Origin of the sequence: Klebsiella sp. HMSC09D12 (assembly GCF_001808475.1) — a bacterium.
Lineage (GTDB): Bacteria > Pseudomonadota > Gammaproteobacteria > Enterobacterales > Enterobacteriaceae > Klebsiella > Klebsiella oxytoca.
In genome coordinates, this window is the sequence record NZ_KV793484.1 from 1 (window position 1) to 25,376 (window position 25,376).

Below are 25,376 nucleotides of genomic sequence, written 5' to 3' on the forward strand. Positions count from 1 at the left end.
TTTTTTCACCCGCCCATTACTGGGGATTCCTCAGCGTCAAGCGGGGTTTTAGGTTTAGCGGGCTAATCCTAATCGCGGAATTTCTATCGCCGGACAGCGATCCATCACCACGTTTAGACCGGCGTCTCGGGCGAGCACTGCCGCTTGTTCATTGATGACCCCTAGCTGTAGCCACAAAGTTTTAGCACCGATAGCCACCGCTTCCTGGGCAACGCCCCAGGCTGCTTCTGAGTTGCGGAAGACATCAACCATGTCCACTTTTTCCGGCACCTCGGCCAGCGTGGCATATCCTTTTTGCCCCAGCAGCGTAGTACCCGCAACCTTAGGAGAAACCGGAATGACATGATATCCCTGCTCCAGAAGGTACTTCATCACCCGATAGCTTGGGCGATCGGGTTTGTCGCTTGCCCCCACCAGGGCGATAGTCCGGGTCGAGGTCAGAATACCTGCGATATCGTTCTCTTTCATCATCATCCTCCTGCTATTTAGCCCAAGTGTATGCTAATCCGAATGAACCAGCATTAGTGCTAACCCGCAGATGCGTCAAATTTTTTCATCCCGATGCTTGCAGCAGCAGACACTTCCAGTAATCTGTCTGCAGGTCAAAATGTGGAATGAAATGATGGAACTAACAACACGTACACTGCCAGCACGTAAACATATTGCGCTGGTTGCTCACGATCACTGTAAAGATATGCTGATGAAATGGGTAGAGCGCCACCAGCAACTTCTGGCACAACATACGCTATCGGCAACAGGTACAACCGGTAATCTGGTATCACGCGCAACCGGGCTGGAGGTGCACGCTATGCTGAGCGGCCCAATGGGCGGCGACCAGCAGGTAGGAGCCCTGATATCAGAAGGTAAAATTGATGTTTTGATTTTTTTCTGGGACCCGCTGAATGCGGTGCCGCATGACCCTGATGTTAAAGCGTTACTCCGTCTGGCAACCGTGTGGAATATTCCCGTTGCAACGAATGTCTCGACCGCCGACTTTATCATCCAGTCTCCCCACTTTAGCGATCCGGTCGATATTTTGATTCCTGATTACCAGCGTTATCTCGCTGAGCGTCTGAAATAAACCACGCTGGCGGCCTCGCCGCCAGTCATTACGGCTTTCTCGCAACCGGCACGTCCAGCGCCTTCAACATATCAACAAACGGTGACGGCTGCTCTTTATTAAACAACAACCAGACCCGCAGACGCGCGCGCGTAAGTGCGACATACAGCAAACGTCTCTCTTCTGCATCGGCAAAATCCTCCGGTTGTGGTAGCAGTGCCTGCTCCATAATCGACTCACGCGCCGAAGCCGGAAACGCATCATCACCTTCCTGAAGACCAAGGATAATGACGTAATCTGCTTGCTGCCCTTTGCTGGCATGAATAGTCATGAAATCGAGCTGAAGATGGGGCCAGCGTGTTGCAGCCTTTTCCAGCGCCGCTGGCTTCAAATGATGGTAACGCGCTAACAGCAAGATCCGTTGTTCTCGCTTGACGTAACCGCTCATTTTATCGAGCAGATCGTCGAGTTTATCCTCCGCTAACAACGTCACCGCTTTTTTGTCGCCTGCAATCAGACTGTTGAGTGGTTTCGTCAACTGATGCGGGTTCTGTTGGATAAATCCGTTTGCGACCTCGCCTATCCGGCTATTAAATCGGTAGGTCGTATCCAGCGCGCAACAATCCCCTTCGCCAAAATAGTGATTAAAAGCCGTCGTCAAAGAGAGTTGAGCACCGCTAAAACGATAGATAGCCTGCCAGTCATCGCCAACGGCAAACAGCGTGGTCTGCGTATTTTGTCGACGTAACGCGGCGAGTAGTGACGCCCGCTGCGGAGAGATATCCTGAAATTCATCCACCAGAATATGCTTCCACGGACTGACAAAGCGGCCTTTATCGAGAATATTTATCGCCTGATGAATCAGACCGGAGAAGTCGACGGCATTTTCATCTTTTAACGCCGTTTTCCAGGCTTTTAGTAAAGGGGCCATCAGCTTGACGCGCTTACTAAAAAGATCGCGTACCTCCTCAGGCGCCCCGGCGATCATCTCAGCCTGCGAGCCGCCATGCATGCGCATCAGGCTAACCCAGCGATCGAGGCGGCTGGCGATGCGGCGCTGCAGCTTTTTATCCTGCCAGAAATCCCCTTCAGGGATCGGCCAGCCCATTTCTTCCTCCAGCCACAGTCGCCAGCCTTTCGCCTGCGCTTTTTTCTCCTGACACTGCTGCTGCCAGCTTTCGAGCAGAAGTTTTTGCCGCGCAGCGCTGTCGTTTTCCAGCTTGCTAATCATCGGCGCTTTTTTACTGCCCTGCTGAATAATATGCAAAGCCAGAGCATGAAAAGTGCGCGCGGAGATCTCGTCGGTTCCGAGGCGTTCGCGAATGCGCTCATCCATCTCCTGCGCGGCCTGTCGACCAAAAGCCAGCAGCAAAATTTGCTCAGCTGCCGCTTCGCCCCGGGTCAATAGCCAACCTGCTCGCGCCACTAAAACAGAGGTTTTACCGCTTCCGGCCCCTGCCAGTACCAGCAATGAACGCTCGCCGTTCACCACGGCGCGCGCCTGAGCCGGATTCAGCGGCGATGATTCAACTGCAGCAAAAAATCCCCGATATTGTTCCAGCATTGATTCAGTAAATTTTTGGTTATGCTCAAGCCTGGCCTTTTCCGTATCCCCCACCCACCTCTGGCACTGCCGCCATAATTCACGGCAGTTTTCAAATCCCTCAAGGCGGCTTGTCGGCACGGGGAGGCCGCTAAGGGCATGGCGAATTTTCTGCTGAATATCGGACACCTGCTGACGCGTCAACCATTTACCCTCGGCGCTTGAACGCGCCACATCAGCCAACTGCTGGCGCAGCAGATCGGCGGAAATCTCGCTCATTTCCGCGCTCCACTGCTGCCAGAGAGCATTCAGATGATGGTAAAAACGCTGAGTTTCGGTCCATTCGGTACCATGCAATCGCACAACTTTCTCGCCCGGTAGGATAAATTCCAGCTCTCCCCACACTAGCCCACGCTTGCAATGAATAGATAATAACTGATTGAAAGGTATAAGATATTCATGGCTATCACCGGAAACCTTTACTCCGGCATTAAGAAGTTGCACCCTGTCATAAGGGTGTTGAGCCATGCGTTTGCCCAATGTTGTCGCTCTGAGTTCCATATAATGTCGAATTTCAATCAGGTTGGATGTTTTTAAGTTTAACCGCCAGCGACCGGGTGCTCCAGCGTAAAAAACGCTACAATGGCCGGACCTTATTATCTACAGAATTAAACCGAGGGTTTATGCGTACCGTTCTGAATATTTTAAACTTTATCCTTGGCGGATTCGCCACCACGCTCGGCTGGCTTCTGGCGACGCTGGTCAGCATAGTACTGATTTTTACGCTGCCTCTCACCCGCTCCTGCTGGGAGATAACAAAACTCTCTCTCCTTCCCTATGGTAATGAAGCCATTCATGTTGATGAACTCGACCCTCAGGGAAAGAATAGCCTGCTTAACGCGGGCGGAACGTTGTTGAATATTTTATGGTTTATTTTCTTCGGCTGGTGGTTGTGCCTGATGCATATCTTTTGTGGGATCGCCCAGTGTCTGACCATCATCGGCATTCCGGTAGGCATCGCCAATTTTAAAATCGCCGCGATTGCTTTGTGGCCGGTAGGCCGGCGAGTCGTTTCCGTTGAGACCGCTCGTGCTGCGCGTGAAGCCAACGCGCGTCGCCGCTTTCAGTAATTGAATGGAACAGAGAAATGCTCAGCCCCCTGCTACGCCGCTATACCTGGAACAGTGCCTGGTTATATTACATCAGGATATTCATCGCACTCTGCGGTACGACCGCATTTCCCTGGTGGCTCGGCGAAGTAAAACTCACCATCCCTTTAACGCTTGGCGTCGTGGCCGCGGCGCTGACTGACCTGGACGATCGTCTGGCAGGACGTCTGCGTAATCTGGCCATTACCCTTGTATGCTTCTTTATCGCTTCGGCCTCGGTGGAGCTTCTCTTCCCCTGGCCCTGGTTATTCGCGGCAGGATTAACCGTTTCCACTATCGGCTTTATTTTGCTTGGTGGTCTGGGACAACGCTACGCCACCATCGCCTTTGGCGCGCTATTAATTGCCATCTACACCATGTTGGGGGTAACGCTTTACAGCCAATGGTATCTCCAGCCGCTGTTTTTGCTGGCTGGCGCGGTGTGGTACAACCTGCTCACCCTCGCCGGGCATCTGATTTTCCCTATCCGTCCCCTTCAGGACAATCTGGCACGTAGCTATGAGCAGCTCGCCCGCTATCTGGAGCTTAAATCCCGGCTATTCGATCCGGATATAGAAGATGAAAGCCAGGCCCCGCTCTATGACCTGGCAATAGCCAACGGCCAGCTGGTGACTACGCTGAACCAGACCAAAGTTTCCCTGCTGACTCGTCTGCGCGGAGATCGCGGCCAGCGCGGTACTCGCCGCACGTTACAGTACTATTTCGTGGCGCAGGATATCCATGAACGTGCGAGTTCATCGCATATTCAGTACCAAACGCTACGCGAACATTTTCGTTATAGCGATGTGATGTTCCGCTTTCAGCGTATGCTATCAATGCAGGCGCAGGCCTGCCAGAAACTGTCGCGTGCCATTCTGCTGCGCGAGCCCTACCTGCACGACACTCATTTTGAGCGCGCTTTTATGCATCTTGACGCAGCGCTCGATCGCGTTAAGGCCAGCGGCGCGCCAGCGGAACAGATTAAAGCGCTGGGTTTTTTGCTGAATAACTTACGGGCTATTGACGCCCAGCTGGCGACAATTGAATCAGTCCAGACCACCGAACAGTCCATTCACAGTACGGAAAACCTGTTAGCCGACGACCAGCCTAACGGATTTAGCGATATCTGGCTGCGCTTGCGCAGTAATATGTCTCCTGAGTCAGCCCTGTTTCGTCATGCAGTTCGAATGTCGATAGTCCTGTGCGCTGGTTATGCCTTTATCCAATTGACCGGACTGAACCATGGCTACTGGATATTACTGACCAGCCTGTTTGTTTGTCAGCCAAACTATAACGCCACTCGCCATCGGCTGGCGTTAAGGATAATCGGGACCTTGATTGGTGTGGCCATCGGCCTGCCGGTACTGCTCCTCGTCCCGTCCGTTGAAGGCCAGCTGCTTTTGATTGTCCTGACCGGCGTGCTGTTCTTCGCTTTCCGTAATGTGCAGTACGCCCACGCGACAATGTTCATTACGCTCCTTGTCTTGCTCTGTTTTAACCTCCTGGGAGAAGGTTTTGAAGTTGCCCTACCGCGCATATTCGACACTCTGATTGGCTGCGCTATCGCCTGGGCCGCAGTGAGTTTTATTTGGCCGGACTGGAAATTCCGCAATCTCCCTCGAGTGCTCGAGCAAGCAATCAATGCCAACTGCCGATATTTAGATGCCATTCTTGAGCAATATCACCAGGGGCGCGACAACCGCCTGGCCTATCGTGTTGCACGCAGAGCCGCGCATAACCGGGATAGCGAACTGGCCTCTGTCGTATCGAACTTATCAACAGAACCCAAAGCGGGCTCACAAATGCGGGAAACTGCTTTTCGTTTGCTCTGCCTGAACCATACCTTTACCAGCTACATCTCTGCTCTGGGAGCCCACAGGGAAAAGCTGACAACACCAGATATTCTGGCGCTGCTGGACGATGCCGTGTGTTATGTGGATGACGCGCTGCACCATTCGCCAACCGATGAACTACGGGTACAGCAGGCTTTAGCAAGCCTGCAGACCCGGATCCACCATCTTGACCCTCGCGCCGACAGCAAAGAGCCTTTAGTTCTGCAGCAAATTGGACTGCTGCTGGCGCTACTGCCAGAAATTTGTCGGCTACAGCGACAGGTTGAGATTCAACCTGAGTAGGCCTCCATCTCCTGTACCTGTACCGCCGCCCACTCCTCAAGCTCCTGACGCTGTTGCGTCGGGAGCGTGGCCGCATGCACGCCCGCAATAGCTCCCTCTAATGAATAAAGGACGTTTACCGTTAGCGCTTTATTCATTTTTCGTAGTCTGAGCCAGGCTTCTTTAGCGCCAATTTTTCGCAGCGTTAATTCATCTTTGATACCTGAATTAATCAACTGGAGCTCCATGTGAAAACTAATATTTGGAAGATTCTTTAATCTTCCGGAATGTCGCTGCCGATGTTTTTCATTACGAGCGGTCTGTAATGATAGCGCTGATAAATGAAAAAGCATTTTGCTGTCACGCCAAAGCCCTTCATCTATATGATAGTACTTAAGCGCAACCAGACGGCCATTCTTCTGCATCTTCAACAGCGGGTTTTTATGCGCCACGCGATACTGCGCACTCTGCTCACAAACCCGAAGATAGATCTCCCCCTCAGCCATCATGGCAAACACGGTATTATCTATCGCCAGGCTATAGCCACCAAATAAGGGCCGACAGCTTATTTTTCCTAATGGAGACAAACATGCCCGAAACTGATGGATCCTAAGACATACGAGTTTCTTCATGATTATTCCTTTGTTAATCATGTAAATAAGACATAAATTTGCTAACGGATCCGCTAATAAGAAAATAAGGGAGTTCCCTTTATGCAGCAACATGAATTATCTCTTTATTTTACTCAGCTTGTTTTTTTGCGAGCAGCTTTCCGAAAATAGCCTTTTGATGAAGTAAAAAGCAGGAAAGGTAAAATGCTTAATTAATATTAATCAACCCGGAGAACATAAAGCATGGCGTCACCCGCGATTTGTAAATGGTTAACGTCATAATTTGTGGGAGGAATTTTTTAAAGAAGAAATGACCACAACGATGAATTCACATTCTGTACACCCCATCACTCAACGCTGTCAGCTTGTCTTCATTGCCAAAGATGTACAAATTTCATCCAGAAAACGAGAAAATAGAGTTGATCTTTCATCCTGTCGCATATACTGTATATGCATACAGTAACCCACAGGCGGGATAGACTATGTTTACATCAGCTCACGCAAATCGTTCACCACTGACTTCTACTTCAGTACGTCGTCGCTCTCATGACGCTGCCGAACAGCCAGCTAACGGGCTGATCAGTGAAATAGTCTATCGAGAAGATCAGCCCATGATGACGCAACTGCTACTGCTTCCTTTATTACAACAGCTTGGTCAGCAGTCGCGCTGGCAGCTCTGGCTGACACCACAGCAGAAGCTGAGTCGCGAATGGGTGCAGTCATCCGGTTTACCGCTATCCAAGGTGATGCAAATCAGTCAGCTCTCCCCTGCTAATACGCTCGAATCAATGGTTCGCTCACTGCGCACGGGAAACTATAGCGTGGTCATTGGCTGGCTGTCGGAAGAACTCACCGTTGAGGAACATGAACGACTGGTTGCCGCTGCAGAAGAAGGTCACGCGATGGGCTTTATCATGCGTCCGGTAAGAAATACCGCTCAGCCTGGCAGACAACATTCCGGGCTAAAAATTCACTCAAACCTGTATCATTAACTGAGTTTAGGATTAATCCTGGAATTTTTTTTGCCCGCGACTGAGATTGGCTTTCATCGCGGGCGTTTTTGTTAAAATGCTTGTCTGATGCGGGTTCGCGACTTTTTTTGCCTCGATTGAAGCCAACCCTATTTGTTAAACATAGTGTACACAACCCTTTTTTTTCATATGCCTGACGGAGTTCACACTTGTAAGTTTCTAACTAAGTTGTAGACTTTACATCGCCAGGGGTGATCGGCTTACGCTGCATGTATCAGCACAGTTAACAACAAGTCACGCCCCGGGTGAAGGATTTAACCGTGAGGTCTTCTGAACCTTCATGGCGAATTTTGGATGATAATGAGGCGCAAAAAATGAAAAAGACAGCTATCGCGATTGCAGTGGCACTGGCTGGCTTCGCTACCGTAGCGCAGGCCGCTCCGAAAGATAACACCTGGTATGCAGGTGGTAAGCTGGGCTGGTCCCAGTATCACGATACCGGTTTCTACGGTAACGGTTTCAAAGGTAACAATGGTCCAGTTCGTAACGATCAGCTGGGTGCTGGTGCGTTCGGTGGTTACCAGGTTAACCCGTACCTCGGTTTCGAAATGGGTTACGACTGGCTGGGCCGCATGGCTTATAAAGGCAGCGTAGACAACGGCGCTTTCAAAGCTCAGGGCGTTCAGCTGACTGCTAAACTGGGTTACCCAATCACTGACGATCTGGACATCTATACCCGTCTGGGCGGCATGGTTTGGCGCGCTGACTCCAAAGGTAACTACGCTTCTACCGGTGTTTCCCGTAGCGAACACGACACTGGCGTATCCCCGGTATTCGCGGGTGGCTTAGAGTGGGCTGTTACTCGTGACATCGCAACCCGTCTGGAATACCAGTGGGTTAACAATATCGGCGACGCAGGCACCGTTGGTACCCGTCCTGATAACGGCATGCTGAGCCTGGGTGTTTCCTACCGTTTCGGTCAGGAAGATGTTGCTCCGGTTGTAGCTCCGGCTCCGGCTCCGGCTCCGGAAGTGACTACCAAGCACTTCACCCTGAAGTCTGACGTTCTGTTCAACTTCAACAAATCTACTCTGAAACCAGAAGGTCAGCAGGCTCTGGATCAGCTGTACACCCAGCTGAGCAACATGGATCCGAAAGACGGTTCCGCAGTTGTTCTGGGCTACACCGACCGTATCGGTTCCGATGCCTACAACCAGCAGCTGTCTGAGAAACGTGCTCAGTCCGTTGTTGATTACCTGGTATCTAAAGGTATCCCGGCCAGCAAAATCTCCGCTCGCGGTATGGGTGAATCCAACCCGGTTACTGGCAACACCTGTGACAACGTGAAAGCACGCGCAGCTCTGATCGACTGCCTGGCGCCGGACCGTCGTGTAGAAATCGAAGTTAAAGGCTACAAAGACGTTGTAACTCAGCCGCAGGCTTAAGTTATCTCGTTAATAAAAAACCCCGCGATGCGGGGTTTTTTTTGCTTCAACTGCTGTCATCAAAGTCAAAGCTGCAGAACGTTGAGGCGCTTATACCCTCGCCCCAATTGCTATTCTTTACCTAGCAGAACCTGCAAATCATGCTTCAGGCTCGACATCTTGCTGGCATACTTCTCTTTATGCTCAGCATCCTCAATCAACTGCACAATGGTTTCCGACAGCGTTTTACCCCGTCTTTGAGCCAGACCGGCGAGGCGTTGCCAGACCATAAACTCCAGATCGATAGACTTTTTACGCGTATGCTGATGCTCCGCGTTAAAATGACGTTTGCGTCGCGCGCGGATCGTCTGCTTCATGCGGTTAACCAGCTCTGGGTTGATATGATGCTCAATCCAGGTATTCACCAGCACGGGTTCATTTTCAAGCGTCAGTAATAGATCGACCGCCGCTTGCGCAGCGCTGGCTTCAATGTAGCGGGTAATAAGCTCACCTTCCCGATGCTTTTTTACCAGATATGTCCATTTCCAGCCGCTTTCGAGATTTTCCAGTTGTTGATATTTCATTGCGATCTCAATGTGACCGTGTAACTCATTTCAGGATATCAGTTTTTTCTCGATGTGCTGAGAATAAATCATCTTTCGTGATGTTGGTAGATGGCCGATCGCCGTGACAATCGCAATCCCCCGTGTGCTCAGACGCCGCATAATGTATAATCGCGCGTTTTACATCTGACTAAAAAACAGCGACTTTGACCATTACGAAACTTACCCGAAACGACCTCGCTCCTGATACGGAAAGTTATCAGGCGCTGTTTGCACAAGCCGACTTAGCTCACGCAGAGGCATCCCTCTCAGGCGAACTGCAACCCCGTTTATTCTATGCCCTGGAGCAGCTTCTGGTCACTCCAGCCATTTCGCCATTTATGCTGGTTAAAATTCCGGAAGAGCCGGAGTACCTGCAATGGCTCGCTAACGAAACTCGTACTTTACATCAACCGCCGGAATCCCTCTGCGGAGTACGCTATCAGATTGATGGCGGAAAAATCTCGCTCTCGCCGGCGCAAACCGCTGAAGATAATTTCGCAAGCGTCGTGCCGGTCGAAGCGGCAGATTGGGTCGAAGCGGAGCAGCTATTTGGCTGCGTGCGCCAGTTTAACGGCGAGATCGCTTTACAACCGGGTCTTGTCCATCGGGCTAATGGCGGCGTACTGATCCTCTCCTTGCGGGCCTTACTGGCTCAGCCTCTGCTATGGATGCGGCTAAAAAATATGGTGGCTCGCCAGCGTTTTGACTGGCTGTCATTTGATGAGTCTCGCCCTCTTCCGGTGAGCATTCCCTCTATGCCTTTGAGCCTGAAAGTGATCCTGGTCGGCGAGCGGGAATCTCTTGCTGATTTTCAGGAGATGGAGCCCGAGCTTTCTGCTCAGGCTATCTACAGCGAATATGAAGATAACCTGCAAATCGCTGATGCAGAGACGCTTAAGCAGTGGTGTCAATGGGTCTGGCAAAATGCCCAGCGGCTCGAACTTCCGGGGCTGTCCGCTACCGCCTGGCCGCTGTTGATTCAGGAAGGCGCTCGCTATACCGGTGACCAGGAAACCTTGCCCCTGTGCATACTGTGGATCGCCCGCCAGCTTCGCGAAGCCACCGCCTTCTGTGAAGGTGACGAGATTAGCGCCGAAGAGATGCAAACCATGCTTGAGCGTCGTCTGTGGCGCGAAGGCTATCTTGCCGAACGCATCCAGGATGAAATCCTGCAGGAGCAAATCCTGATCGAGACGGAAGGCGAATGCGTAGGGCAGATCAACGCCCTCTCAGTCATCGAGTTTCCGGGCCATCCGCGCGCGTTTGGCGAGCCTTCTCGTATCAGCTGCGTTGTGCATATTGGCGACGGTGAATTTATTGATGTTGAGCGCAAGGCGGAACTGGGTGGCAATATTCATGCGAAAGGCATGATGATTATGCAGGCATTCCTGATGTCCGAGCTGGAGCTTGAACAACAGCTCCCCTTCACCGCATCTTTGACCTTCGAGCAGTCATACAGTGAAGTGGATGGCGACAGTGCATCCATGGCCGAACTGTGCGCGCTGATCAGTTCTCTGGCCAATGTGCCGATTAATCAAAGTATCGCCATTACCGGCTCAGTCGATCAGTTTGGTCGCGTACAGCCGGTAGGCGGGCTCAATGAGAAAATTGAAGGCTTCTTTGCTATTTGTCAGCAGCGTGGGCTAACCGGTAAACAAGGCGTCATTATTCCTTCCGCCAACGTTCGTCATCTGAGCCTTGCGCAGGAGCTGCAACAGGCGGTTGCGGATGAACAGTTCTTTATCTGGGCGGTCGATGACGTAACCGAAGCGCTGCCCATTCTGACCCAGTTACTCTGGGACGGCGAAGGACAAACTTTACGGCAAACCATACAGGAGCGGATTGCGCAGGCGACACAGCAAGAGAGTCGTCATCGCTTTCCGTGGCCGCTACGCTGGTTAGGCGGTTCAGGTTCGAACTGATCGGACTTGTTCAGCTTACACGTGTTAGCTATCCTGCGTCCCGAACTCAAAATAAGGCTTACTGAAAACATGGTAGATAAACGCGAATCCTATACAAAAGAAGACCTTCTTGCCTCCGGTCGTGGTGAACTATTTGGCGCGAAAGGCCCTCAACTGCCGGCGCCAAATATGCTGATGATGGACCGCGTCATCAAAATGACCGAAACCGGTGGTAACTATGACAAAGGTTATGTCGAGGCAGAACTCGATATTAACCCGGATCTGTGGTTCTTCGGTTGCCACTTCATTGGTGACCCGGTAATGCCGGGCTGTCTGGGTCTGGATGCCATGTGGCAGCTGGTGGGCTTCTACCTGGGCTGGTTAGGTGGCGAGGGTAAAGGTCGTGCGTTAGGCGTAGGTGAAGTCAAGCTCACCGGCCAGGTACTGCCAACGGCGAAGAAAGTAACCTACCGCATTCATTTCAAACGCGTGATAAATCGTCGTTTGATTATGGGCCTGGCGGATGGTGAAGTGCTGGTTGACGATCGTCTGATCTACACCGCAACCGACCTGAAAGTGGGCCTGTTCCAGGACACTTCCTCATTCTGATATAAGCAGTCACGCTTATAGACGGCGAAGCCCCCGCGCAGCGGAGGCTTCTTTTTAAAGAGACAGTCAGGCAATTTGTACCCTGTCCTCCATGGCCTCTCGCCAGCCTCCCAGCCAATAAGACCTCTGGTTTAAGGTCTGGTAAGGACACATTTCCTTCGACCTTCCGGTAATACCGGCCTGGTACCCACGCTGATGTGCCCGTTCCAGGCGATCTCGTTTTTGTCTCTTCATGCCTCGTTTCCCTCATTCTTTGATCTGGTGGAAAAGAAAACAATGGTCACTAAATACGCAACCACGGTTAACGAATACCGCGAATCGGGGATAGCGTCAATGCGCAAAATTCACGCCATTGTCATATTTGTGAGCTACATGAAACTTCATTTGTACAAAAACTGTGAACCAGCACAAGTAACAATCTGATGAGACAAATAAAAAAGCCGCTGCGATTTTCATTTTCGCTGCGGCTTTTTTTCTTATTAATTTTACTTATGGCAAGCGGTTAATCTCGCTGGCAATCACCGCCGCTTCCTGAGTCCAGGCCTGAGCTAGCGTTTTCACCATCGCATCGTAGCCATCTTCTTGTTGCTTGAGCTCGATATGGAATGGCCGCTTAATCAGCTGTCCCTGATGCTTCAGTAACCACTCACCGCTAACGATAACCCGACCATCGTAACGACCGTGAAAACCGCTGACGGATACGTTTAGGGTATCCTGCTCGCTACCCAGCGGTTGAGAAGCCACGACCCAGCCGGGAAGCTGATTGCTAAGGTTCGCCACCAGCGTCGTTCTTAGCTGCTGATCGAGCGGGCTCGCCCACAGATTGTTATTTGCAATCACATACTGAACATCGGTGGTCTGATAGACCACCCCGTTACCGGCAAGATAATCCGGAATACTGACCTGCTCGACCCAAAGCAAATTTTTGCTCTGGTGTGCGGCGCTTTGCGCGCCGCCCTGAGCCACGGGAAGCTGGTAGTAAGTTTTACTCTCACCGCCGCTGCTGCATGCCGTCAACGCGCATACCGCCGCCGCTATTAGCCATTTCTTCATTATTTCGCTCCCTTCGGCTGCGGATCTTTTTTATCCTTCGCCTCAAATACCAGCGCATTGCTCTTATCATTAAGCGTTTTCAGTACCGGCTGCAGTTCGCGCAGCACCTGGTCAAGACGCTGCATATCCGCAACCATCTTATTGTAAGCCGCGGAGCCAGGCTGGAAGCCCTGCATACTACGATTAAGTTCACGTAGCGTACTCTGCATATCACCCGGCAGCTGCTGCATAGACTGACTTGAGGTGATCTTATTCAGACTGTCGAGCGTCGCCTGTACGTGCTGCATGGTTTTTTCACTTTGCGCCAGCGTACTGGTTGCCTGCTCCAGCAGTGGATTAATTGGCAGATTATTAATCTTATCCAGCGCATCCATCAGGCGCTGCTGGATCTGCGCCAGACCACCGCTTACGGTCGGAATAATCGGATAACCGCCAAATTCCTGCATCTTGCCGCGCGCAGGGGCTTTCGGATAGAAGTCGAGATCGATATACAGCGCGCCGGTCACCAGATTGCCGGTTTTAAGCGAACCGCGCAGCCCGCGATTCATTAGATCATCGATATGCTTACGAATATCAGGATCGGCGCCTAACTGATTGATCAGGCGTTCCGGCTCAATTCGCACTTCTACCGGGATACGGTAATCGTCGTTTATGTTCTGCTTCAGGCCTGGAATAAAGAATGGTACCTTGCCTACGGTCCCAAGACGGATACCGCGGAATTCAACCGGCGCGCCGGGCTGCAGACCGCGAATAGAATCTTTAAAGAACATCACGTAGTCAATGTGTTGAGTGAACACAGAGTCCTGAATGCTGCGTTGATCGTCAAACAGATGATATTCGGTTTTATTCGCCACCGGTTCCCCTAGCGGGAGTCCTTCAGGGATATCAAAGCTGACGCCGCCGCCAAACAGGGTCGACAGCGATCCCATCTCAACGCGCATGCCTGCCGCGGTCAGATCCACCGCAATACCGCTGTCCTTCCAGAAACGCACGTTGTTAGTGACCAGCCGATCGTTAGGCGCGCTAATGAACAGCTGATAGGTGATATTGCGTTTTTGCGCATCGAAGGTGCTGGTTTCCACCGAACCTACACGATAGCCGCGGAAAAGCACCGGGTCGCCGGGTGACAGCTGACCTGCTTTGCTACTTTCCAATAGAATACGAATGCCTTTCGCATCGGGTGAGGCCAGCGGCGGTGAATCCAGCAGCGGATACTGCGCAGGGACAGAGCCTTTGGTCCCCGGCTGCAGTTCGATATAGGCGCCGGACAATAGCGTGCCGAGGCCGCTGATACCTTCACGACCAACCTGCGGCTTAACCACCCAAAAAACCGAATCCTGATGAAGCAGTTTTTCCATGCCAGAATTCAGTCGGGCTTTAACCTCCACGTGAGTCAGGTCGTCCGTCAGCGTTGCGCTTTCAATCACGCCGACGTCAACGCTGCGGCTTTTAATGCGGGTCTTTCCCCCTTCAATGCCTTCGGCGTTGGTTGTGATCAGGGTCACTTCCGGCCCCTGGTGGCTATAGTGATAAAACAGAATCCAGGCGCCAATTAGCGCCGTCACTATCGGGAAGATCCACACCGGTGACCAGTTCTTCACCTTTTGCACCTTCGCTTCTCCGCTCTTATTTTCCATGCTGCAGTCTTTCCTCATGGCTTGAATCTGGCTCACGATCCCACAACAAACGCGGGTCAAAGGTCATGGCCGAAAACATTGTCATCACTACCACCAGCGCAAACATCACCGCCCCTATCGCCGGGTAGATATTCATTAACCCACCTATGCGCACCAGAGCGGAGAGGACTGCGATGACAAACACATCAATCATTGACCAGCGGCCAACAAACTCGACGACTTCATAAATCAGATGCATGCGCTCTGAGTCGCGATCCCCCCTGCCGCTGGCGTTCCAGCAGAGCCAGCCAATGGCGATCATTTTTAAGGTTGGCACCATAATACTGGCGATGAATATCACCATCGCCACTGGATAGGATCCTTCGCTCCACAGCAGGATCACCCCCGCCATAATGGTGGAAGGCATTTTATCGCCAAGCAGATCGGTAATCATGATCGGCAGAATATTGGCGGGCATATAAAGGATTAGCGAAGTCATTAACAGCGCCAGCGTCCACTGCAGGCTGTTTTTACGCCGGGCAGTCCCCTTTGTATGACAGCGCGGACAGACGGCCTCATCAATCGGCAACACCGCTGTACAGCATGAGCATGAACGCAGCCCCTGACGCAGTCCGGACACGCCAACTTTCAGCGGCTGCTTGATAGCCGGCATTGGCGCAATATCATCCCACAGCCAGCGGCGATCTACGCACTGGAACGTCCGCAGCTGTAATACGCAGAACATACACCACGGGACAAAGCTCAGGCCAACGCCAATATCGCCATAGGCCATCAGCTTAACGAAGCTGACCAGTACCCCGGCGAGAAAGATTTCCGCCATTCCCCAGGTTTTAAGATGAAACAGAATACGCGCCAGAAACGCTTTCAGCCCGGATGGCATGCGCACCCGGTTGACCAGCAGGAGTATAGTGACCAGACAAAAAGCCGGCACCAGCTGGACGAAAAGCAAAAAGAACGTGCCGAGGCTGGCATAGTCCTCGGTGAAGAGGACGTTCGGGATTTCCAGCAATTCAATTTCGCTGCTAATCCCCCCGACCTTCATATAGATGAAGGGAAACAAATTGGCCAGCAGCAACATGAACAACGCGACCAGCGCATACGCGGTAGGACGCTGCCGTGGCGCGTCCCATGACGTTGTCAATGTCGTTCCGCAGCGCGGACATGCAGCTTTCTGGCGATGCTCCAGCTGCGGCAAAGCCACCAGCAGATCACATTGTCGGCACAGAATATGCCGCGCAGCATGATGATGATCGCACATGAAAACTCCTCAGCTTATGCGCCGTTTTTTAGCCCTTCAAGATATTCCCAGCGTTCGAAGGCGGCTTCCAGCGCCTGCTCCGCTTCACTCAGCTGCGCCAGTACCTGCTGCGTATGGTCATGCGACTGACCAAAGAAAGAAGGGTCGGCAACCTGCTCCTGCAAATTCTGCAGCTGGGCTTCCAGTTCTTCCAGCTTCTGCGGCAGCTGTTCCAGCTCGCGCTGCAGGTTATAGCTTAGTTTGCTGGCAGCACGTTTGACACTTTCTGCTTTCGGTTGAGCAACTTCAACACTCTTTTTGGAAATCGGCTGCTTACGCGCAAGGTACTGCGCTTGCTGACCGCGGGCGTCATGATAGCCACCAACGTATTGGCCAATTTGCCCTGCGCCTTCAAAGATCCAACACTCTGTTACCGTATTATCGACAAACTGACGGTCGTGGCTAACCAGCATCACGGTTCCCTGATAGCCGTCGACAAGTTCTTCCAGCAGTTCGAGGGTTTCGACATCCAGATCGTTTGTCGGTTCGTCGAGAATCAACAGGTTACTGGGCTTAAGGAACAGACGCGCCAATAGCAGACGGTTGCGCTCGCCGCCCGATAGCGCACGCACCGGCGTCATCGCGCGTTTCGGATGGAACATAAAATCCTGCAGATAGCCCAGGACGTGGCGCGGCTTGCCGTTCACCATCACTTCCTGTTTACCTTCCGCGAGGTTGTCCATCACCGTTTTATCCGGATCAAGTTCCGCGCGGTGCTGGTCGAAGTAGGCCACTTCCAGCTTGGTGCCTACATGAATACGTCCGCTATCCGCCTGCAGCTGACCGAGCATCAGCTTCAGCAGCGTAGTTTTGCCGCAGCCGTTCGGGCCAATCAGCGCAATTTTGTCGCCGCGCTGGATTTGGGCGGTGAAGTCTTTAACCAGCACCTTGCCATCAACCTGGTAGTTGACGTTCTCCATTTCGAACACAATCTTGCCCGAACGCGCAGCCTCTTCCACCTGCATCTTCGCGCTGCCCATCACTTCACGACGCTCGCCGCGTTCGCGACGCATGGCCTTTAACGCCCGCACGCGCCCTTCGTTACGGGTGCGGCGCGCTTTGATCCCCTGTCGGATCCACACTTCTTCCTGCGCCAGCTTGCGATCGAACTCCGCGTTCTGTAGCTCTTCCACGCGCAGCGCTTCTTCTTTATCCAGCAGATACTGATCGTAGTTACCCGGATAGGTCACCAGCTTGCCGCGATCGAGATCGACAATACGCGTCGCCATATTGCGAATGAAGGAACGGTCATGCGAAATAAAGATGATGGTGCCTTTAAACATCTTCAGGAAACCTTCCAGCCAGTCGATGGTTTCAATATCGAGGTGGTTGGTCGGTTCATCGAGCAGCAGCACCCGCGGCCCGCTGACCAGCGCGCGACCGAGGGCCGCTTTACGCAGCCAGCCGCCGGAGAGCGATGATAGCTCGGCGTTAGGATCCAGATTCAGCTGTTCCAGCACTTCATTAATACGACTGTCGAGCTGCCACAGCCCTAAATTGTCCAGCTGTTCCTGCAGACGCGCCAGCTCATTGAGATTCTTGTCGCTCGGATCGGTCATCACCAGCTGCGAAACATCGTGATAACCCTTGAGGTATGCTGCTTGCTCAGCAATCCCTTCCGCCACAAAGTCATACACGGTTCCGGTGACGTCACGCGGCGGATCTTGCTGCAAACGCGCCACAACCAGATCCAGCTCATAGATAATGCGCCCATCATCAAGACCTTGTTCTCGGTTGAGGATCTTCATCAGGGTCGATTTACCCGCGCCGTTGCGCCCCACCAGGCAGACACGTTCGTTATCTTCGATATGCAGTTCAGCATTATCCAGCAGCGGCGCATCGCTGAAAGAGAGCCAGGCGCCGTGCATACTAATTAAAGACATTCTTTATTCCTTTCAGGCTGCGGTAATCAGCCAGCAGTTGTGAATCTGACGGTTGCGGGCAAAGTCCTGAGACAGCGTTTTTTGCGTAATCTCCTGTGCCTTCAGGCCCAGCTGCGCCAGCCCGTCATGATCCATACGGAAACTGCGTTTGTTGTTTGAGAACATAATCGTGCCGCCTTTACGCAGCAGACGTTTTAAATCGGTCATCAGGCGCAAATGGTCGCGCTGAACGTCAAAGGCGTCATCCATACGCTTCGAGTTGGAGAAGGTGGGCGGATCGATAAAGATCAGGTCGAACTGTTCGGTCGTCTCCCGCAGCCAGCCCAGCACATCGGCCTGCATCAGGCGATGCGCGCGACCGGTTAAACCATTGAGGCGCAGGTTACGCTCAGCCCATTCGAGGTAGGTACGCGACATATCAACCGTGGTCGTGGATCGCGCGCCGCCAAGGCCGGCGTGAACGCTGGCGCTGCCGGTATAGGAGAACAGATTGAGGAAGTCTTTACCTTTACTCATCTGCCCCAGCATGCGGCGAGCGATACGGTGGTCGAGGAACAGCCCGGTATCCAGATAGTCGGTCAGATTAACCCACAGACGCGCGTTATACTCCTGCACCTCAATGAATTCACCTTTTTCGCCCATTTTCTGGTACTGATTTTTACCTTTCTGCCGCTCGCGGGTTTTCAACACCAGCTTATTCGGCGCAATCCCAAGCACGGCAATGGTGGCAGCAATAATATCGAACAGACGCTGACGGGCTTTATGCGCGTCAACGGTTTTCGGCGGCGCATACTCCTGCACCACAACCCAATCGGCGTAACGGTCAATAGCGACGTTGTATTCCGGGAGGTCGGCATCATACAGGCGATAGCATTCAATACCCTCCTGGCGCGCCCACTTCTCATATTTTTTCAGGTTTTTACGCAGGCGGTTGGCGAAATCTTCCGCCAGCATCGCGGTTTTGCCGCCTTCGTTTTCCGCAAGGTGGTAATTCTTCTGTACACAGTCGAGCGGGCCGTTTTTCGCTTTGAACTGCTTATCGGCGCGCAGCTGCAGGCAGCTCAGCAGATCCGGCGAGGCGCTAAACAGCGACAGGTTCCAGCCGCCAAACTGGTTTTTCATAATCCGCCCCAGCAGGCTATGCAGGGCAATCAGCGCCGGCTCGCTCTCCAGACGCTCGCCGTATGGAGGGTTGCTAATCACTGTCCCGTAAGGGCCCTTCGGCAACGGGTTGCTCAGCTGGGCGACATCTTTCACTTCGAAGGTAACCAGCTCGCCAATACCGGCACGGCGGGCGTTACGCTGCGCGCGTTCGATAACCCGGGCGTCAACGTCGGAACCGTAAAAGCGCGACTCATACGCCGCCAGCCCCTGACGGGCGCGGGTTTGCGCTTCGGACTTCACCTCTTTCCAGATAGCATCATCATGCTGCGCCCAGCCGCCGAAACCCCAATGGCCGCGGTGTAAACCCGGCGCCCGATCGGTCGCCAGCATCGCCGCTTCAATCAACAGCGTACCGGAACCGCACATGGGATCGAGCAGCGGCGTACCGGTAGCCCAGCCGGAACGCATCACTATCGCCGCGGCCAGGTTTTCTTTGATTGGCGCCATACCGGTACCGTCGCGGTAGCCGCGCAGGTGCAGGCCCTCGCCGCTGAGATCCAGAGATATATGAGCGGTCTCTTTATTCAACCAGACGTTAATGCGCAGATCGGGGTTTTCGCGATCGACGTTGGGACGCGGCAAATTCTTACGCGTAAAGCTGTCGACGATGGCATCTTTAACCTTCAGCGCCCCATACTGGCTGTTGCGGATCTCTTCGTTCAGCCCGCTAAAATGCACGGCAAAAGTGGCATCCTGGCTGAAAATCTCCGTCCATGGAATGGCCTGCACGCCAAGATACAGATCCAGGTCGCTGTATACGCTGCACTGCCCCAGCGGCAGCATAATCCGCGAAGCCAGTCGGCTCCACATCAGGCTTTGATACAGCAGTCGCGTATCTCCCTGAAAATGGACCCCGCCCTGGACCAACTGGCAGTCCACCGCGCCCAGCCCTTCCAGTTCAGTTTTTAACAGCTCTTCCAGCCCACGAGCCGTACTGGCAAACAGAGAATTCATATCGTCACTTTTACTAAAAGAAAATTGGTGCGCATTATAGCCAATATGCGCCCCATGTCATAAAGTTAAAGGCTTATTTTTAAAGCCAGGGGCAGCGTATGGTAACCCTTTCGCGACTTTTTATTCATCCCGTCAAATCGATGCGGGGAATTGGCCTGAGCCACGCTTATGCAGACATCAGCGGGCTGGCCTTCGATCGTATATTTATGGTGACGGAAACCGATGGCACCTTTATCACCGCTCGTCAGTTCCCGCAAATGGTCAAGTTTACTCCCGCGCCGCTCCATGATGGTCTGCATCTGACCGCTCCGGACGGCAGTAGCGCGATCGTGCGCTTCAGCGATTTCTCCGTGCAGCAGGAGCCGACCGAAGTCTGGGGCAACCATTTTACCGCCCTGATTGCCCCGGCCGGGGTGAACCAGTGGCTAAGCGGTTTTTTCAACCGCAGCGTTCAGCTGCGCTGGCTGGGGCCAGAGCTTAGCCGTCGGGTAAAACGTCACGATGCCGTCCCCCTCTCCTTTGCCGACGGCTTTCCCTATCTGCTGGCCAATGAGGCCTCGCTGCGGGACCTGCAAAATCGCTGTCCGGCCAGCGTAAGCATAGAACAATTTCGCCCGAATCTGCTGGTGACCGGCGCGGCCGCCTGGGAGGAAGATACCTGGAAAGTGGTGCGTATTGGCGAGGTCGTTTTTGATGTCGCGAAACCCTGCAGCCGCTGCGTGTTGACAACCGTCAGCGCGGAACGTGGGCAAAAGCACCCTGGCGGTGAGCCATTAACCACCCTACAGGGATTCCGCACGGCGCTGGATAATGGCGATGTTGATTTTGGCCAGAATTTGATCGCGCGAAATAGCGGCACGATCCGCGTCGGCGATGAGTTAGAAGTGCTGGCCCGCGGCCCGGCGAAGGCCTACGGCGCCGGGGAAAGCGACAATTCGCTGGCGCCTGAGACTCAGCAGAACGCAACGGTGGAAATTGAGTGGCAGGGACTGAGCTTTACCGGTAATAATCAGCAGATCTTGCTGGAGCAGCTGGAACAGCAGGGAATTCGCATTCCTTACTCCTGCCGGGCAGGGATTTGCGGCAGCTGTCGCATCCGTCTGGAAGAAGGGGAAGTCAGCGCGCTGAAGAAAAATGCGGTCGCCGCCGATGGCACCATTTTGTGCTGCAGCTGCGTACCGAAAACCGCGGTAAGGCTGGCGCCTTAAACCGCCTGGCCCAGGCTGTAGCTGGCGACGGCGGTCGCTGGCTGCAGTCGGTCGTTCATAATTTTAATCACGTCCCCCAACTGCATCACTCGCCCCGCAAGCGTCAGTCCCGGCTGCGCTAGCAGGCACAGCGCAGCGTTTTCGCCGGGCTCAACCACCAGCAGATTAACCTGCTGACCGGTATCGCTCAGCCATGCGCTAGCGGCATCACCGGTACCGGGCTGCCAGCTCTGTTGATGAGTAGTGAAATGCCAGCTTTTCGGCATCTGCGGCTTAAGGAAACGAATGGCGACCAGCGCATTGAGCACTAATTCAGCGCGCTGTTCTTTGGATAATTCAAGGTCGCGGCATTTTTCTTCAAATGAAAAATAGAGTGCGGCGTCATCAACGCAAAATCCGGAAGGGGCGAAGGCATCTGGCGTCAGCATCCGGCGGGGAAAACGGGATCGGAATAACATACCATTAGCCAGATCGAGCATCATGCGGTCATGCTCTTCATCGTAATACCAGCGCCAGTTATCGTCAGGTTTAATCCGCATTTCTACCCCCGTCCTCTTTCACATCCATCTGCAATAAACAGCAAAACTGCTACAGAATATTTCAAAAATTAAGAAAAGACTAAAATGTCTAAATAAGCAACAATGAAGGAATATAAAACAACCAGGGCTATAAATAAAGCCCTGGTGGAGTATCAGAAGGGGAAAAGATTAGATATGGGTAACAATTTCTTTAATCAGCGGCGGACCTTTAAAAATAAATCCGGAATAAATCTGCACCAGAGTCGCACCGGCGGCTATCTTTTCACGAGCGGCAATCACTGAGTCAATACCGCCGACGCCGATAATTGGCAGACGGCCATTTAATTCCTCAGATAGCATACGGATGATTTCGGTACTTTTCAGCTGCAGCGGACGCCCGCTAAGCCCACCGGTTTCATCGCAATGTTTCATTCCCTGCACCAGTGAACGATCCAAAGTGGTATTGGTGGCAATGACCCCATCGATATTATGTCGGACTAAACTGTCCGCAACCTGGATCAATTCCTCGACGGAAAGATCCGGAGCGATCTTTACTGCCAGCGGAACATATTTTTGATGTTTTTCCTGGAGTTCACGCTGCTTATTTTTAATACCAGAGAGCAGATCGTCGAGAGCTTCTCCGTATTGTAACGTACGCAAGCCCGGGGTATTCGGCGAGGAGATATTAATGGCGATATATCCGGCGTAAGCGTAGATTTTTTCCATACAAATCAGGTAATCATCTTTGCCTTGCTCTACCGGGGTATCTTTATTCTTACCGATATTAATCCCCAGAATGCCGTCAAAATGCGCTTTTTTTACGTTCTCTACCAGGTTATCCACGCCATGGTTATTAAAGCCCATGCGGTTGATCAAACCTTCGGCATCAACCAGGCGGAAGATCCTTGGCTTATCGTTGCCCGGCTGCGGACGAGGCGTTACGGTACCAATTTCAATGGAACCAAAGCCCATTGCGCCAAGGGCATCGATGCATTCGCCGTTTTTGTCCAGCCCGGCGGCCAGGCCCAGCGGGTTCTTGAATGTGAGTCCCATGCAGGTCACCGGCTTAGCCGGCACCTTCTGGCGAACCAACATTTCCAGCGGGGTACCCGAAACACGGCGTAATTGTTGAAAAGTGACTTCATGAGCGCGCTCAGGATCGAGCTGAAAAAGGGCTTTACGAACGAAGGGGTAGTACATGAACTCTCCTGGATTCCCGGTGTGCAAACCGGGGGCGTATTATGTGCGATCCACCCCGGAAAGGGAATTGACCTACGACAAAAAATCTTATCTCCGACGCAAACGTTTACTTTTACCCCTTCGTTATGCGCTTTCTGACAATCCAACGCCGGATAAATCATTTAGGGAAAGATAAGCGCTCTGTCACACTGCGGCTAAATGTTATCAATTATAGATAAATGAAAATATTTGGTTATAAGGAGAGAATATGCGAGTCATAACACTTGCGGGTAGCCCGCGTTACCCTTCCCGCTCCAGCGCGCTCCTGGAATACGCCAGAGAGACCCTCTCCGCGGCGGATATCGAGGTTTGCCACTGGCACCTGCAGAATTTTGCCCCGGAAGACCTGCTCTATGCTCGCTTCGATAACCCCGCTCTTCACGCGCTTAATGAACAGCTTGCCGGCGCGGACGGGCTGATTATTGCCACGCCGGTCTATAAGGCTTCTTTTTCAGGCGCACTCAAGACGCTGCTTGATCTGCTGCCGGAACGCGCGCTGGAAGGCAAAATCGTTCTGCCGCTGGCTACCGGCGGGACCATCGCGCATATGCTGGCGGTGGATTACGCCTTAAAACCGGTACTCAATGCGCTGAAAGCTCAGGAGATCCTCCACGGCGTTTTTGCTGACGATAGCCAGGTCACGGATTATCAGCATAAACCGCAGTTTACGCCGAATCTGCAGGGTCGCCTCGACCTGGCGCTGGAAACTTTCTGGCAGGCGCTGCATCGCCCCAGCAGCCGCGCGCCGGCGCTGAAAACCTTACAGCGGGTTGAGCATGTTTAACGACCAGCGTATTACCCTTAACAGGGCAATACGCTAGCGAATAAGGAATACTCCATGGCGACGCTTTCGCAAAAATTTCTCATCCGCATAGCTCCCTGGCTTTTACCGGTGGGCAGCGTGATTATTTGGCAATTCGCCTCCTCCATCGGCTGGCTTTCCACCCGGATTTTACCGTCGCCGGAAGGCGTGCTCAAAGCCTTCTGGACGCTCTCCGCCAGCGGCGAACTATGGCAGCATCTGGCCATTAGCTCGTGGCGGGCACTTATTGGTTTCAGTATTGGTGGCTCCATTGGTCTGGTTCTCGGGCTTATCAGCGGCCTCTCGCGCTGGGGAGAACGCCTGCTGGATACCTCTATTCAGATGCTACGTAACGTGCCGCACCTCGCCCTGATTCCACTGGTCATTTTATGGTTTGGCATTGATGAAAGCGCCAAAATTTTCCTCGTGGCGCTGGGGACGATGTTCCCGATTTATATCAACACCTGGCACGGCATCCGCAACATTGACCGAGGACTGGTAGAGATGGCTCGCAGCTATGGCTTATCGGGCTTTGCGCTGTTCCGTCACGTGATCCTGCCCGGCGCCCTGCCCTCAATTATGGTCGGTATCCGCTTTGCGCTCGGCCTGATGTGGTTAACGCTGATTGTTGCGGAAACCATTTCTGCTAACGCCGGTATTGGCTATCTGGCAATGAACGCTCGCGAATTTCTGCAGACCGATGTCGTAGTCGTCGCCATTATTCTTTACGCTATTCTCGGCAAACTGGCCGACTTCAGCGCACAGCTCCTTGAACGCGTCTGGCTGCGCTGGAATCCGGCTTATCACCTTCAGGAGGCCAGCGCATGACAACCGCGCGTCTTAATCCCGGAATTCCGCTGCTGTTAAACGGCGTAAGCAAGCGTTACGGCAGCAAGACGATTCTGAATGAACTCGATCTGCATATCCCCACCGGGCAATTCGTCGCGGTGGTCGGTCGCAGCGGCGGCGGTAAAAGTACGCTGCTGCGGCTGCTGGCTGGGCTGGAAAAGCCCAACGGCGGCCAGCTGCTGGCGGGCTCGACGCCGCTGGCACAAATCCAGGACGATACCCGGATGATGTTCCAGGATGCCCGCCTGCTGCCGTGGAAAACGGTGATCGACAACGTCGGACTGGGGCTGAAAGGCCAGTGGCGTGAGGCGGCGCTTAAGGCCCTGGCGAGCGTTGGCCTTGAAGACCGCGCCGGTGAATGGCCTGCAGCGCTTTCCGGCGGGCAAAAGCAGCGCGTAGCGCTGGCACGTGCGTTAATTCATCGTCCTGGATTATTGCTGCTTGATGAGCCGCTCGGCGCACTCGACGCGCTGACTCGTCTGGAAATGCAGGATCTGATCGTTTCTCTGTGGCAGGATCATGGCTTTACCGTCCTGCTGGTCACCCACGACGTCAGCGAGGCGGTGGCGATGGCCGATCGCGTATTGCTGATAGAAGAGGGAAAAATAGGTCTGGATCTGCTGGTGGACATCCCCCGTCCGCGGCGCACCGGCTCGGCGAAGCTGGCCGAACTGGAAGCGGAAGTGCTGCATCGGGTGATGCAGCGCGGCAAGAATGAATCCTCACCACGCTTAGTGAGTCACGGTTAATGACTGCGGCGTTCCCCCGCTCGCGCAGCGCGAGCGG

Annotated in this window: 23 protein-coding genes; 11 read left to right on the forward strand and 12 right to left on the reverse strand. The window is 53.2% G+C overall.

Annotated features, from left to right (window positions below; all coding sequences use genetic code 11):
- Nucleotides 1-54 precede the first annotated feature (54 nt).
- Nucleotides 55-468 (reverse strand): CoA-binding protein, encoded by a 414-nt coding sequence (locus tag HMPREF3178_RS16555; protein ID WP_004100789.1) that lies wholly within the window; start codon nt 466-468, stop codon nt 55-57.
- Nucleotides 469-622: 154 nt separating this feature from the next.
- Here HMPREF3178_RS16555 and mgsA point away from each other — a divergent pair, with 154 nt between their 5' ends.
- A complete protein-coding gene (gene mgsA / locus HMPREF3178_RS16560; protein ID WP_017146187.1) occupies nt 623-1,081 on the forward strand; it encodes a methylglyoxal synthase in 459 nt (152 codons plus the stop codon).
- Nucleotides 1,082-1,109: 28 nt separating this feature from the next.
- Here the strand turns inward: mgsA and helD are convergent, their stop codons facing one another.
- The gene (gene helD, locus HMPREF3178_RS16565; RefSeq protein WP_070585305.1) at nt 1,110-3,164 is read right to left on the reverse strand and encodes a DNA helicase IV; all 2,055 of its coding nucleotides are present in this window, start codon (nt 3,162-3,164) and stop codon (nt 1,110-1,112) included.
- Between the two features lie 122 nt (nt 3,165-3,286).
- On the opposite strand from helD, the gene HMPREF3178_RS16570 reads away from it, so the two are divergent.
- Complete coding sequence (locus HMPREF3178_RS16570) at nt 3,287-3,733, forward strand: YccF domain-containing protein (RefSeq protein WP_004100782.1); 447 nt, start codon at nt 3,287-3,289, stop codon at nt 3,731-3,733.
- 17 nt (nt 3,734-3,750) lie between these two features.
- Nucleotides 3,751-5,886, forward strand: coding sequence for a YccS family putative transporter (yccS, locus tag HMPREF3178_RS16575; RefSeq protein ID WP_004100780.1), 2,136 nt, complete (start codon nt 3,751-3,753; stop codon nt 5,884-5,886).
- Here the strand turns inward: yccS and HMPREF3178_RS16580 are convergent.
- The gene (locus HMPREF3178_RS16580) at nt 5,874-6,497 is read right to left on the reverse strand and encodes a TfoX/Sxy family DNA transformation protein (protein ID WP_004100775.1); all 624 of its coding nucleotides are present in this window, start codon (nt 6,495-6,497) and stop codon (nt 5,874-5,876) included. The genes yccS and HMPREF3178_RS16580 overlap by 13 nt on opposite strands.
- A 461-nt stretch (nt 6,498-6,958) precedes the next feature.
- On the opposite strand from HMPREF3178_RS16580, the gene sulA reads away from it, so the two are divergent.
- Both sulA and ompA read left to right on the forward strand, forming a co-directional pair.
- Complete coding sequence (sulA, locus tag HMPREF3178_RS16585) at nt 6,959-7,468, forward strand: SOS-induced cell division inhibitor SulA (RefSeq protein ID WP_024273980.1); 510 nt, start codon at nt 6,959-6,961, stop codon at nt 7,466-7,468.
- A 353-nt stretch (nt 7,469-7,821) separates the two neighbouring features.
- Complete coding sequence (ompA, locus tag HMPREF3178_RS16590; protein ID WP_004100770.1) at nt 7,822-8,892, forward strand: porin OmpA; 1,071 nt, start codon at nt 7,822-7,824, stop codon at nt 8,890-8,892.
- Between the two features lie 110 nt (nt 8,893-9,002).
- Here the strand turns inward: ompA and matP are convergent, their stop codons facing one another.
- Complete coding sequence (gene matP, locus HMPREF3178_RS16595) at nt 9,003-9,455, reverse strand: macrodomain Ter protein MatP (RefSeq protein ID WP_004100768.1); 453 nt, start codon at nt 9,453-9,455, stop codon at nt 9,003-9,005.
- 185 nt (nt 9,456-9,640) lie between these two features.
- On the opposite strand from matP, the gene HMPREF3178_RS16600 reads away from it, so the two are divergent.
- A complete protein-coding gene (locus tag HMPREF3178_RS16600) occupies nt 9,641-11,398 on the forward strand; it encodes an AAA family ATPase (protein ID WP_017146190.1) in 1,758 nt (585 codons plus the stop codon).
- 69 nt (nt 11,399-11,467) lie between these two features.
- Nucleotides 11,468-11,986 (forward strand): bifunctional 3-hydroxydecanoyl-ACP dehydratase/trans-2-decenoyl-ACP isomerase, encoded by a 519-nt coding sequence (gene fabA, locus HMPREF3178_RS16605; protein WP_004100765.1) that lies wholly within the window; start codon nt 11,468-11,470, stop codon nt 11,984-11,986.
- A gap of 66 nt (nt 11,987-12,052) precedes the next feature.
- Here fabA and rmf read toward each other — a convergent pair whose 3' ends face one another.
- From rmf to rlmKL, 6 genes are all read right to left on the reverse strand, one after another.
- The gene (gene rmf / locus HMPREF3178_RS30050) at nt 12,053-12,220 is read right to left on the reverse strand and encodes a ribosome modulation factor (protein WP_004100764.1); all 168 of its coding nucleotides are present in this window, start codon (nt 12,218-12,220) and stop codon (nt 12,053-12,055) included.
- 255 nt (nt 12,221-12,475) lie between these two features.
- Nucleotides 12,476-13,039 (reverse strand): membrane integrity-associated transporter subunit PqiC, encoded by a 564-nt coding sequence (gene pqiC, locus HMPREF3178_RS16615; RefSeq protein WP_017146191.1) that lies wholly within the window; start codon nt 13,037-13,039, stop codon nt 12,476-12,478.
- Nucleotides 13,039-14,676 (reverse strand): intermembrane transport protein PqiB, encoded by a 1,638-nt coding sequence (pqiB, locus tag HMPREF3178_RS16620; RefSeq protein WP_004100756.1) that lies wholly within the window; start codon nt 14,674-14,676, stop codon nt 13,039-13,041. The genes pqiC and pqiB overlap by 1 nt, the downstream gene beginning before the upstream one ends.
- Nucleotides 14,666-15,934 (reverse strand): membrane integrity-associated transporter subunit PqiA, encoded by a 1,269-nt coding sequence (gene pqiA / locus HMPREF3178_RS16625; RefSeq protein WP_004100751.1) that lies wholly within the window; start codon nt 15,932-15,934, stop codon nt 14,666-14,668. Before pqiA ends, pqiB begins: the two co-directional genes overlap by 11 nt.
- Before the next feature lie 14 nt (nt 15,935-15,948).
- Nucleotides 15,949-17,856: an ABC transporter ATP-binding protein gene (locus HMPREF3178_RS16630; protein WP_017146192.1), complete on the reverse strand. Its 1,908-nt coding sequence runs from the start codon at nt 17,854-17,856 to the stop codon at nt 15,949-15,951.
- A gap of 12 nt (nt 17,857-17,868) precedes the next feature.
- Nucleotides 17,869-19,974, reverse strand: a complete 2,106-nt coding sequence (rlmKL, locus tag HMPREF3178_RS16635) for a bifunctional 23S rRNA (guanine(2069)-N(7))-methyltransferase RlmK/23S rRNA (guanine(2445)-N(2))-methyltransferase RlmL (protein ID WP_017146193.1) — start codon at nt 19,972-19,974, stop codon at nt 17,869-17,871.
- A gap of 98 nt (nt 19,975-20,072) precedes the next feature.
- Here rlmKL and HMPREF3178_RS16640 point away from each other — a divergent pair, with 98 nt between their 5' ends.
- Nucleotides 20,073-21,182, forward strand: coding sequence for a YcbX family protein (locus tag HMPREF3178_RS16640; protein ID WP_016808052.1), 1,110 nt, complete (start codon nt 20,073-20,075; stop codon nt 21,180-21,182).
- On the opposite strand, the gene zapC is transcribed toward HMPREF3178_RS16640, so the two are convergent.
- On the reverse strand, nt 21,179-21,721 hold the full coding sequence (zapC, locus tag HMPREF3178_RS16645) for a cell division protein ZapC (RefSeq protein WP_004100747.1): 543 nt from the start codon (nt 21,719-21,721) through the stop codon (nt 21,179-21,181). The two genes, HMPREF3178_RS16640 and zapC, sit on opposite strands and share 4 nt — an antisense overlap.
- A 168-nt stretch (nt 21,722-21,889) precedes the next feature.
- Entirely contained in the window at nt 21,890-22,900 is a 1,011-nt protein-coding gene (pyrD, locus tag HMPREF3178_RS16650; RefSeq protein WP_004100745.1) for a quinone-dependent dihydroorotate dehydrogenase, read from the reverse strand.
- 247 nt (nt 22,901-23,147) lie between these two features.
- Here pyrD and ssuE point away from each other — a divergent pair, with 247 nt between their 5' ends.
- The 3 genes from ssuE to ssuB are packed head-to-tail and all read left to right on the forward strand — an operon-like array spanning nt 23,148 to nt 25,339.
- Nucleotides 23,148-23,723 carry an NADPH-dependent FMN reductase gene (gene ssuE / locus HMPREF3178_RS16655; protein WP_004100743.1) on the forward strand — a complete coding sequence of 192 codons (576 nt, stop codon included), beginning with the start codon at nt 23,148-23,150 and terminating at the stop codon, nt 23,721-23,723.
- A 54-nt stretch (nt 23,724-23,777) separates the two neighbouring features.
- Nucleotides 23,778-24,569 (forward strand): aliphatic sulfonate ABC transporter permease SsuC, encoded by a 792-nt coding sequence (gene ssuC, locus HMPREF3178_RS16660; RefSeq protein WP_004100742.1) that lies wholly within the window; start codon nt 23,778-23,780, stop codon nt 24,567-24,569.
- Complete coding sequence (ssuB, locus tag HMPREF3178_RS16665; RefSeq protein WP_004111897.1) at nt 24,566-25,339, forward strand: aliphatic sulfonates ABC transporter ATP-binding protein; 774 nt, start codon at nt 24,566-24,568, stop codon at nt 25,337-25,339. Before ssuC ends, ssuB begins: the two co-directional genes overlap by 4 nt.
- Nucleotides 25,340-25,376: the final 37 nt, after the last annotated feature.

What these genes read in the sequence shown, in the direction of transcription:
- HMPREF3178_RS16580 (WP_004100775.1), bottom strand. Translation starts at nt 6,497, where the DNA reads ATGAAGAAACTCGTATGTCTTAGGATCCATCAGTTTCGGGCATGTTTG.
- sulA (WP_024273980.1), top strand. Translation starts at nt 6,959, where the DNA reads ATGTTTACATCAGCTCACGCAAATCGTTCACCACTGACTTCTACTTCA.
- HMPREF3178_RS16555 (WP_004100789.1), bottom strand. Translation starts at nt 468, where the DNA reads ATGAAAGAGAACGATATCGCAGGTATTCTGACCTCGACCCGGACTATC.
- mgsA (WP_017146187.1), top strand. Translation starts at nt 623, where the DNA reads ATGGAACTAACAACACGTACACTGCCAGCACGTAAACATATTGCGCTG.
- pyrD (WP_004100745.1), bottom strand. Translation starts at nt 22,900, where the DNA reads ATGTACTACCCCTTCGTTCGTAAAGCCCTTTTTCAGCTCGATCCTGAG.
- pqiC (WP_017146191.1), bottom strand. Translation starts at nt 13,039, where the DNA reads ATGAAGAAATGGCTAATAGCGGCGGCGGTATGCGCGTTGACGGCATGC.
- matP (WP_004100768.1), bottom strand. Translation starts at nt 9,455, where the DNA reads ATGAAATATCAACAACTGGAAAATCTCGAAAGCGGCTGGAAATGGACA.
- yccS (WP_004100780.1), top strand. Translation starts at nt 3,751, where the DNA reads ATGCTCAGCCCCCTGCTACGCCGCTATACCTGGAACAGTGCCTGGTTA.
- rlmKL (WP_017146193.1), bottom strand. Translation starts at nt 19,974, where the DNA reads ATGAATTCTCTGTTTGCCAGTACGGCTCGTGGGCTGGAAGAGCTGTTA.
- ompA (WP_004100770.1), top strand. Translation starts at nt 7,822, where the DNA reads ATGAAAAAGACAGCTATCGCGATTGCAGTGGCACTGGCTGGCTTCGCT.
- ssuE (WP_004100743.1), top strand. Translation starts at nt 23,148, where the DNA reads ATGCGAGTCATAACACTTGCGGGTAGCCCGCGTTACCCTTCCCGCTCC.
- rmf (WP_004100764.1), bottom strand. Translation starts at nt 12,220, where the DNA reads ATGAAGAGACAAAAACGAGATCGCCTGGAACGGGCACATCAGCGTGGG.
- ssuB (WP_004111897.1), top strand. Translation starts at nt 24,566, where the DNA reads ATGACAACCGCGCGTCTTAATCCCGGAATTCCGCTGCTGTTAAACGGC.
- zapC (WP_004100747.1), bottom strand. Translation starts at nt 21,721, where the DNA reads ATGCGGATTAAACCTGACGATAACTGGCGCTGGTATTACGATGAAGAG.
- HMPREF3178_RS16570 (WP_004100782.1), top strand. Translation starts at nt 3,287, where the DNA reads ATGCGTACCGTTCTGAATATTTTAAACTTTATCCTTGGCGGATTCGCC.
- fabA (WP_004100765.1), top strand. Translation starts at nt 11,468, where the DNA reads ATGGTAGATAAACGCGAATCCTATACAAAAGAAGACCTTCTTGCCTCC.
- HMPREF3178_RS16640 (WP_016808052.1), top strand. Translation starts at nt 20,073, where the DNA reads ATGGTAACCCTTTCGCGACTTTTTATTCATCCCGTCAAATCGATGCGG.
- HMPREF3178_RS16630 (WP_017146192.1), bottom strand. Translation starts at nt 17,856, where the DNA reads ATGTCTTTAATTAGTATGCACGGCGCCTGGCTCTCTTTCAGCGATGCG.
- pqiB (WP_004100756.1), bottom strand. Translation starts at nt 14,676, where the DNA reads ATGGAAAATAAGAGCGGAGAAGCGAAGGTGCAAAAGGTGAAGAACTGG.
- ssuC (WP_004100742.1), top strand. Translation starts at nt 23,778, where the DNA reads ATGGCGACGCTTTCGCAAAAATTTCTCATCCGCATAGCTCCCTGGCTT.
- helD (WP_070585305.1), bottom strand. Translation starts at nt 3,164, where the DNA reads ATGGAACTCAGAGCGACAACATTGGGCAAACGCATGGCTCAACACCCT.
- pqiA (WP_004100751.1), bottom strand. Translation starts at nt 15,934, where the DNA reads ATGTGCGATCATCATCATGCTGCGCGGCATATTCTGTGCCGACAATGT.